Origin of the sequence: Cryobacterium sp. TMT2-10 (genome assembly GCF_004403075.1) — a bacterium.
GTDB lineage: Bacteria > Actinomycetota > Actinomycetes > Actinomycetales > Microbacteriaceae > Cryobacterium > Cryobacterium shii.
Map to the genome: position 1 here is coordinate 1 of NZ_SOGW01000117.1, position 9,361 is coordinate 9,361.

Here is a 9,361-nt window from a genome sequence, read left to right on the forward strand (position 1 = left end):
CGACCGTCGCCGACCGCCGGCCCCGCGCCCGACCGTCGCCGACCGCCGGCCCCGCGCCCGACCGTCGCCGACCCCCGGCCCCAACCTCCACCCAGCCCCGACCGGTTACCGTGAGGGATGCGCACCCTCCCGATCAACGTGCTCGACCTGGCCAGCCGCCCCGCCGGCGGCACCAGCGCGGACGCGGTGGGCGGCAGCATCCGTCTGGCGCAGGCCGCCGAACGACTCGGTTACGACCGGTTCTGGGTGGCCGAGCACCACAACATGCCGGCCATTGCCTCGAGCGCGCCGGCCGTGCTGATCGCCGGCATCGCGGCGCGCACCGAGCGTATCCGGGTCGGCTCCGGCGGCGTGATGCTGCCCAACCATGCCCCGCTCGTCGTGGCCGAGCAGTTCGGAACCCTCCGCGCCCTCTACGGCGACCGGATCGACCTCGGCATCGGGCGCGCCCCGGGCACGGATGCCGCCACCACCCTGGCCCTGCGCCGCAGCCCCGCGGGCCTCGGGGTCGACGACTTCCCGCAGCAGCTGGCGGACCTGATCGGGTTCTTCCACGGCGGCATGGCCCCGGACAATCCGTTGCGCGGCATCACCGCGTACCCCGGCCTCGGTGACGCCCCGGAGTTGTGGCTGCTCGGCTCAAGCGGCTTCAGCGCGCAGGTTGCCGGCGCGTTGGGGCTCCCGTTCGCCTTCGCGCACCATTTCGCGGGGGAGCACACCGAGGCCGTCCTCGACCTCTACCGCACCGGATTCAAGCCGAGCCGGTTCCTCGCCGAGCCGCACACCATGATCACGGTGGGCGTCATCGCCGACGACGACCCCGAGGTCGCGCGCCGCGAATCGCTGCCCGGACTGATCACCTACATCCGGATGCGCCAGGGAAAGAAGCCGGAGCCGGTGTCGGCGGCGGAGGCGGAGGCCTACCGGTTCAGCCCCTACGAGCAGGAGGTCGCGCTGGCCCGCAACCGGCGGCAGGCGATCGGCACGCCCGACGAGGTGGATGCCCGACTCACCGAGTTGCTGGACGCCACCGGCGCCGACCAGCTCATGGTCAGCGCGCAGGCCGCGACGCTGCCGGGGCGCATCCGTTCGCTCGAAATCGTGGCCGGCCTCCGCTCCGAGCCGGCACTCGCCTGACCCGGGGCATCCGCCCGCCGCCCTGCCGTCGGCCCCCGGGGTATCCGTGCTTGGCAAACGATCGTGAGGGGTCCCATATCGACCTTCCCGGGCCTCCGGAAGGTCGATGTGGGACCCCTCACGGGCAGGACACGAGACCCAATGCCGACGGATGCCGACGGATGCCGACGGATGCCGACGGATGCCGCCGGTCGCCCGCCCGCCCCCGCTGACAGCCCGCCGCCCGCTCGCTTGTCGACCGACCGCGCGCCCGTCGCCCCGCATCCGGCCCCCGGGGTATCCGTGCTTGGCAAACCATCGTGAGGGGTCCCATATCGACCTTCCCAACACGATTGAAGGTCGATATGGGACCCCTCACGGCCGGTGCGGCAGCGTGCGGGCCGGTGCGGCAGCGTGCGGGCCGGCGCGGGCCGGGCCGTTCCGGACCGCGCTGGGGACAACTTCGGTACGAAATGCCGCGGGGGCGCACGCTGGGCCGATGACAAGTCGAATTCCATTGCCGTCGGGGCTCGGGGACAGGCCCTTCACCACGCGCACGGCGGCCGAGCGCGGCATCGGCGAGGGCCGGTTGCGGGGACCCGACCTCGCGCGACCATTCCACGGCATCCGTTCGCTCGCGGCGGCCACGTCGCTGCCGGACCAGGCCCGGGCACTACAGCTCCGTCTGCCCGAGGCCGGCTTCTTCTGTGGGGTGACCGCGGCCCTGATCATCGGCATTCCGTTGCCGAGCCGGCTGAGGAGACCACCCGAACTGCACGTGGGCACGCGCTCGCCGCTGCGCGCGTGCAAGGCCGCCGGAACGACCGGGCACAAGCTGCAGCTGCGCGACGGCGACCTTCGCGACTGGCGCGGGCTGCGCGTGACGACCGCGGCCCGAACCTGGTGCGACCTGGCCGCGATTCTCGACGTCGAGGACCTCGTGGCGGCGGGGGACTACCTGATCCACCGAGAGCATCCGCTCGCCAGCCGTGCCGAACTCGAGAATGCCGTCGCCCGCCATCCGTCGCGGCGCCGGCGCGCACTCCTGGTTGAAGCGCTCGGCCTCCTCGACGAGAACGCCGAGTCGCCGCCTGAGTCGATCATTCGCGTCACCGTCGTGCGGGCCGGTATCACGGGGTTGCGGGCCAACTTTGCGATCACGGATGCCCGCGGCCACGAATTCGCCCGCGGCGACCTGTGTTTCCCGGCCCACCGGGTCATCTTCGAGTACCAGGGCGACTACCACCGCAGCGAACCGGAACGGTGGCGCAAGGACCGCACCCGGGCGGCCCGCCTTGCCGCCGCGGGCTGGCACATCGTCGAGATCGCGGCCGACGAACTGATCGACCGACGGATGCTGCTGCGCATCATCCGCGACACCCTCGCCCTCTACCCGGCCCGGTTCGCCCTCTAGCCCGCGCCTGGTCGCCGGCGGGCATTCGCTGTCCTCGCGCCGCTGTCGCTGCCCTCGGCTCCGCCGCGCCTCGGCTCCGCCGCGCCTCGGCTCCGCCGCGCCTCGGCTCCGCCGCGCCTCGGCTCCGCCGCGCAGNCGCGCCTCGGCTCCGCCGCGCCTCGGCTCCGCCGCGCAGGCCAGTCTCCGCCGCCCCGGACGTACCCAAACCCGCCTGAGGGGTCCCAAATCGACCTTCCGCGGGTCAACGAAGGTCGATTTGGGACCCCTCACGGTCGGAGACCGAGGCCGGAGGCCGAACGGATGCCGCGAGCGGCGGACCCCGGCTGCGCTGTCCCTCCCCGCCTTTGCGGCGCGCGGACGCACCCACGGCCGCTGAGGGGTCCCATATCGACCTTCCGCGGGTCAACGAAGGTCGATTTGGGACCCCTCACGGATGGAGGAGGAGGCAGAGGCAGAGGCAGCGGCCGAGGCCGGACGGCTGCCGCGGACGGGTGCCGCGGACGGGTGCCGCGAGCCGCGGCCGCCGCCGACTGAACCACCGCGCGCACTACCGCGCGGCACTGACCCGCTTCGGCAGCACGAACACGAGCAGCAGGGCCAGCACGCTGAACGCGGCGCTGACGCCCATCGCAGCGGTGGCGCTGGCGGTGAAGCCGTCGGCGAGGGCCGCAGGGGTCGGGCCCGCCACCACCAGGGTGCCGAAGAACACGCTGCCGATGACGGCGATGCCGACCGCACTGCCGACCCGCTGCATCACGCCGACGACGCCGCTGGCCGCGCCGGCCTCCGAGCGGTCCACGGTGGCCACGATGAACTGGGCGTTCGGGGCGATGAAGAACCCGCTGCCGAGGCCGGCGATCGCGAGCGGCGGCAGCAGCTCCCAGTTCGTGATCTCGGGACCGATCAGCAGCAGGGCGAGCCAGATCCAGACCAGCCCGATGGTGACCAGCGCCACGCCGATGATCAGCACCGTGCGGCCGAGCCGCTGGGCCAGCCGGTTGCTCTGAGACGCCCCGATGATGGTGCCGAAGGCGAACGGAATCGAGACCAGCCCCGACTCGAGCGCGGTGTGCCCGAGCCCGGCCTGCCAGAGAATCGAGATGGTGAAGAAGATGCTGGTGAAGGCCGCGAAATAGACCAGGGCGAGCACGATGCCACCGCTGAAGGCCGGATGCCGGAACAGCTTCGGCGGCACCAGCGGGCTCTTGCCCCGGTGCGTGTAGTGAACCTCCCAGGCTCCGAACGCCACCACCAGCAGCGCACCGGCCGCGAGGGTGAGGTAGGTCCAGAGCGGCCAGCCCTGGTCCTGGCCCTCGATCAGCGGCACCAGCAGGGCCACCAGCCCGCCGGAGATGAGCAGCAGGCCCACCCAGTCGATGCCGCCGCGCTCGTCACCGGCGGCGCGCTCGGCGCCGGCCGGCAGCAGGATGGCGGCGGCGATCAGGGCCGCGACGCCGATCGGCAGGTTGACCCAGAAGACCAGGCGCCATCCGTTCTCGTCGCCGAAGGCCTGGATGATCAGGCCACCGAGGATCGGGCCGAGCGCCGTGGAGACGCCGATGACCGAGCCCATGATGGCGAACGCCTTGCCGCGGGCCAGTGGCGGGAACAGCAGCTGGATCACGGCGGTGACGGCCGGCACGAACATGCCGCCGGCGAGGCCCTGCACGACGCGGGCGATGATCAGCTGCAGGTCGTTCTGCGCGAGCCCGCAGGCGAGGCTGGCGAGGGTGAACAGCAACAGCCCGGTGAAGAAGACCCACTTATGGCCGATCCGGTCCCCGAGCCGGCCGGCCGGGATCAGGGCGATTCCGAAGGCGAGCGCGTAGCCGGAGATGATCCAGGAGAGGGTGGCCTCCGAGGCGTCGAGGCTGGTGCGGATGGTGGGCAGTGCCACGTTCACGATGGTGGTGTCGAGCAGGGCCATGAACATGCCGGCCAGCAGCACGACGAGGGCCTGCCAGGCGTGCCGTGAGACGACGGGTGCGGGCGGGGAGGCCCCGGGGGTCTTGGACGGGGTGGTCTTGGACATGGTCCGGATCCTCTCGAACGCTGGGGTGGATCGAACACCGTGGTGCGTCGAACGCTGTGGGGAACAGAAAACCCCCACTCCGAAGAGTGGGGGTTTTGTGTATCTGTCGGGGTAACAGGATTTGAACCTGCGACCTCGTCGTCCCGAACGACGCGCGCTACCAAGCTGCGCCATACCCCGATGGCCCGTAAGCCTTGTCAAGTATAACCCCACGAACGGGCAGGTCTCGACCTTTGGACGGCCTTCACGCAACCTGCCCGCGAGCTGCGGGTGGCCCGCGCGCGGCCGCGACCTACGCGGCCGTGAGCGTGAGCAGGGTGGCCTCCGGCGGGCAGGCGAAACGCACCGGCGCGTAAATGGAGGTGCCCAGGCCCGCGGACACGTTGAGGTAGGCCGAGTGCAAGCCGGAGTCCCAGAGGCTGAGCCCCTTGACCTGCTGGCGCGGGATGTCGCAGTTGGTGACGAGGGCGCCGAACCGGGGAACGCAGACCTGGCCGCCGTGGGTGTGCCCGGCCAGGATCAGCTGGGCGCCGTGGTTCACGAAGGAGTTGAGCACGCGCTGGTAGGGCGCGTGGGCGACACCGATCGTGAGCGTCGGCCGCGGTTCGCTGGCCTCCTCGGGGTCGGGCCAGTGCTCCTCGGAGAGCGGGTCGCTCGCCCGCAGGTCGTCGATGGCGCGGGTGATCAGGTCGAGGCGGTCGCGCCTGATGTGCGGGTCGTCGACGCCGAACAGCTCGAGGTGGGTGCCGTTGAGGTCCAGCGCGCCGGCGGCGTTGTTGAGGTCGACCCAGCCGAGGTCGGCGAAGACGGCGTGCAGCCCGTCGATGTCGAGTTTCTCGTGCATCGCCGTGCGCAGCAGCGACGGCGCACCGAAGTACTTCAGTGGGTTCTTCAGAATCGGCCCGAAGTAGTCGTTGGAACCGTTGACGAAGATGCCCGGGATGCCGCGGAACGCCTCCAGCGCATATTCGATCCCCGGGATTCCGTCGGCGTGACCGAGGTTGTCGCCGGTGTTGACGACCAGGTCGGGCTTCAGCCCGGCGAGGCCGCGCACCCACTCCTGCTTGTCGCGCTGCCAGGGCGCCATGTGCAGGTCGGACAGGTGCAGAACCTTGATCGGGTCCGAACCCGGCGCGAGCACCGGAACGTCAACCTCGCGCAGGGTGAACATGCGGCGCTCCACGAGCGAACCCCAGGCGAACGCGGCGGCTCCGGCCGCGACGACCGCGCCGGTGCTCAGAGCGAGGGCGCGGCCCGCGGAGCCGGCCCGGCTCATCCGTTGCCCTTTCCGTTGCCGTTGGCGAGCTTGCCGACCACGATCGTGACGGCGCTGCCGGCTGCCGCACCCGTGCCGCCGGCGGGCGTCATCGAGAGAACGATGCCCACCTGCTTGGGATCGGTGACGTCCTGCTCCTTCTTATCCACGGCGAACCCCTGAAGGGCGGCCGTGGCCTCGGCCTCGGTCTTGCCGACGACGTCGGGTACCGCGCCGAGGTTGCCGTTGCTGGAGAACACCGTGATGGTGGCGCCGCGGCTCGCGGTGCCCGACGGGTCGGTGCGGGCCACGGTTCCGGCGGGCAGCTCGGAGTCGGTTGCTCCGCCGTCCACGACCTCGAACCCGGCGGCCTGCAGAACGGACGTCGCGTCGGCCATGGACTTGCCCCGCAGGTCAGGGATCGGAATCGGCACGGCCTGCAGCACCTTGCCGGAGGCCTCGGCGAAGGGTTCCCCGCCGTACTTCGCGTTCGCGACCGACATGACTGCGGGCCACATCCGGTGACGGGCGGTGGCGGCAGTGCCCTGGTCCCAGTAGACCTGGCGCTGGTTGATGTCACCGGTGACGCTGACGACGCCCACGACGGTGGCGACCTTGCTGCTCGACCCGCTCATCCAGGTGTCCTTGTTGCCGTCGGTGGTACCGGTCTTGCCGATCATCGGCACGCGCGGCTTCGTCGCGCTGTTTGACGCGGTGGCGGTGCCCTCCGTCATCACTTTCTGCATGGCATAGGTCATGCCGGCGTCGACCTCAGGGGTGACCGCCTGCGTGCACTCGGACTTGGGCGGGGCCATTTCGGTGCCGTCCGGCCCGATGATCTTGTCGATCACGATGGGGCTGCACTTGACGCCGTTGTTCGCGATGCCGGCGAAGGCGACGGCCATGCTCAGCGGGGCGACCTCGTTCGTGCCGAGCACCGCCGAGGGTCCCTGTTCCAGCGGTTCGAGGTTGGCACGGTGTACGCCGAAGGCCTCGGCCGTCTTACGGATGCCGCAGAGGTCGAGTTTCTTCGCCATCCCGATGAATCCGGTGTTGATGGAGCCGATCGTCGACTGGAGTGCGCTGTAGTTGGCGCCGGACTCGTTCGCATCGTTTTTCGGGTTGAAGGCGTAGCTCGCGTTGCCGTTACAGCTGTCCTTGAACACGCCCCAGTCCGATTTGCGACGGGAGTCGACCCGCTCGTTGAGCGAGTGTCCCTCGGTCAGCCATTCGCCCAGGGTGAAGACCTTGTAGGTCGAGCCGGGCTGGAACCCGCTCGAGCCGCCCTGGTCGATGTCGGTGTTGTAGTTGATGCCGGTGAAGTTCGCACCGGTGGCCTGGACTGCCGGGTCCTGGCTGTAGTCCTTGTTCTGGGTCATGGCCAGCACGCGGCCGGTTCCGACCTGCACGCTCGTGATGACGCCTCCGACATCCCAGTTGGGGTCCGTCTTGGGGACGTTCTCCGTCAGGGTCGCCTCGGCGGCGTCCTGCAGGTCAAGGTCGAGGGTCGTGTAGATGTTGTAGCCGCCGCGACGGAAGTTGGCCAACCGTGCGGCCTCGTCGGCTCCGAACGTCGAATCAGTCTGCAGGGTGTGCACGACGAGGTCGCAGAAGAACGCGCTGCCGCCGGCGGTCTGGCAGCCGGTGCTCGGTTCCGTGATGGTCGGCTCGATCGGCGTGGCCAGCGCGGCGTCATAGTCGGCCTGGGTGATCTTCTTGTACTTGAGCATCTCGCCGAGGATGTAGTCGCGGCGCTCCTTGTTGGCGGCGTACCCATTGGCGGCGCCGTTGGTTTCGCTCGCGGGGTCGTCGAGCTGGAACTTCACCGGGTTGTTCACGATGGCCACGAGGCTGGCGGCTTGCGGCAGGGTCAGGGCCGCGGCGCTGGTGTTGTAGTAGTAATTGGCAGCGGACTCGATGCCGTAGACGGATCCGCCGAAACCGTTGATGTTCAGGTACTGCCGCAGGATGTCGTCCTTGGGGTACTTCTTCTCCACCCCGATCGCCAGGCGCATCTCCTTGAGCTTCCGGTCGGGGCTGGTCTCCGTCGCCAGGTCGTAACAGGCGGTGCGCTTCTTCTGGTCGGCGAGCACCTCGCACTTCTGCACGAGAACGTTCTTGACGTACTGCTGGGTGATCGACGAGCCGCCGCGGGCGCTGCCGGTGGCCACGGTGCTCACGACGCCCTTGATGGTGCCTTCGAGGTCGATGCCGCCGTGCTCGTAGAAGCGCGGGTCCTCACCGGCGACGGCGGCATCCTTCACGAACTGGCTGATGCCATCCCAGGGAACCTCAACGCGGTTCTGGTCGTAGAAGGATGCGAGCAGCTGGGGCGTGCCGTCGGTGTGCATGGCATAGATATTGCTCTTCTGCGAGAGCTGGTCGATCGAGAGGTAATCGGGTAGGTTCTCGAAGACGTTGATGGTGTTCGTGGCGGTCATGCCCGAGAGGGCCAGCGCGGGAGTGACCGCAGCGGTGACGAGGACGCCGGCGATGGCGCTCATCCCGACGAAACCGAGGAGCCCGGCGAGGGCTCCACTGACCGAACGATTTATGGCAGACATACAATTGAGACTAAGTGACAAATCTGAAAAACAGCCTGAATCGGAGCCATATGCCTGCCTGGGAGTACCTCACCACCCCGCTGATGATTCACAACACAGCAGCCATCCTGAACAACTGGGGCTCTGACGGCTGGGAGCTCGTGCAGGTCGTTCCCGGGCCCGAAGGCGGGCTCGTCGCCTACCTCAAGCGCCCCCTCGCCACCGAAGGAGCCTGAACCATGTCACAGATCAAAGCCCGCCTCGCCGAGCTGGGCATCGACCTGCCCAGCGTCGTGCCGCCCGTCGCCACCTATGTTCCGGCCGTGGTCAGCGGTTCGCTGGTCTTCACCTCCGGTCAGCTGCCGATGGTCTCCGGGGCGCTCCCGGCCACCGGCAAGGTCGGTGACGGCCACGGCCTCGTTCCCGCCGCCGACGCCCAGGCGTACGCCCGGCAGTGCGCGCTGAACGCGCTCGCCGCGATCGAAGCCGTGATCGGTTCGCTCGATCGCATCACGCAGATCGTCAAGGTCACCGGTTTCGTCGCATCCGCCCCGTCGTTCACGGGCCAGCCCGGCGTCATCAACGGGGCGTCGCAGGTTCTCGGCGAGATCTTCGGGGACCGGGGCGTGCACGCACGCTCGGCCGTCGGCGTCGCCGTGCTGCCGCTGGACTCGCCGGTCGAGCTGGAGCTGATCGTCTCCTTCGCCTGACCCTCGCTCCCTGCCCCTCGCTCCCTGCCCCTCGCCCCTCGCCCCTCGCCTGGCCCCCGCTCCCCGTGCTGAGGCCGGCAGCCCCGAACGAATTCGACGGAGATTTTGGTTTAAAAGTGCGAAATGGGCTCTGAAACGGCGTTCTAGCCCAAAATCTCCGTCGAATTGGTTGGAGGGGGCTGCGTTGGGGGCCGGTTTAGGCGGGCGGCGCGGCGCGCTGCGCGGAGCGGGCTGCGCGGGTCACGCGGGTCACGCGGGCTGCGCGGGTCACGCGGGCGGCGCGGGTCAGGC

General features: G+C 69.7%; 7 protein-coding genes and 1 tRNA gene. 4 read left to right on the forward strand and 4 right to left on the reverse strand.

Annotated elements, in window-relative coordinates; genetic code table 11:
- The first annotated feature begins 117 nt into the window (after positions 1–117).
- Together E3T37_RS14520 and E3T37_RS14525 are read left to right on the forward strand one after the other, a co-directional pair.
- Positions 118–1,137 (forward strand): LLM class flavin-dependent oxidoreductase, encoded by a 1,020-nt coding sequence (locus E3T37_RS14520; protein WP_134367992.1) that lies wholly within the window; start codon positions 118–120, stop codon positions 1,135–1,137.
- A gap of 478 nt (positions 1,138–1,615) precedes the next feature.
- Positions 1,616–2,530, forward strand: coding sequence for a hypothetical protein (locus tag E3T37_RS14525; protein WP_134367993.1), 915 nt, complete (start codon positions 1,616–1,618; stop codon positions 2,528–2,530).
- A 547-nt stretch (positions 2,531–3,077) separates the two neighbouring features.
- On the opposite strand, the gene E3T37_RS14535 is transcribed toward E3T37_RS14525, so the two are convergent.
- From E3T37_RS14535 to E3T37_RS14550, 4 genes are all read right to left on the reverse strand, one after another.
- Entirely contained in the window at positions 3,078–4,562 is a 1,485-nt protein-coding gene (locus E3T37_RS14535; RefSeq protein WP_134367995.1) for an MFS transporter, read from the reverse strand.
- 106 nt (positions 4,563–4,668) lie between these two features.
- Positions 4,669–4,742: transfer RNA gene (locus tag E3T37_RS14540), tRNA-Pro, on the reverse strand.
- A 112-nt stretch (positions 4,743–4,854) separates the two neighbouring features.
- Positions 4,855–5,838: a metallophosphoesterase gene (locus E3T37_RS14545; RefSeq protein ID WP_134367996.1), complete on the reverse strand. Its 984-nt coding sequence runs from the start codon at positions 5,836–5,838 to the stop codon at positions 4,855–4,857.
- Entirely contained in the window at positions 5,835–8,381 is a 2,547-nt protein-coding gene (locus E3T37_RS14550) for a transglycosylase domain-containing protein (RefSeq protein ID WP_134367997.1), read from the reverse strand. Before E3T37_RS14550 ends, E3T37_RS14545 begins: the two co-directional genes overlap by 4 nt.
- Positions 8,382–8,431: 50 nt before the next feature.
- On the opposite strand from E3T37_RS14550, the gene E3T37_RS14555 reads away from it, so the two are divergent.
- The gene (locus E3T37_RS14555) at positions 8,432–8,596 is read left to right on the forward strand and encodes a DUF4177 domain-containing protein (RefSeq protein WP_134367998.1); all 165 of its coding nucleotides are present in this window, start codon (positions 8,432–8,434) and stop codon (positions 8,594–8,596) included.
- Between the two features lie 3 nt (positions 8,597–8,599).
- The gene (locus E3T37_RS14560; protein ID WP_134367999.1) at positions 8,600–9,070 is read left to right on the forward strand and encodes a RidA family protein; all 471 of its coding nucleotides are present in this window, start codon (positions 8,600–8,602) and stop codon (positions 9,068–9,070) included.
- Positions 9,071–9,361: the final 291 nt, after the last annotated feature.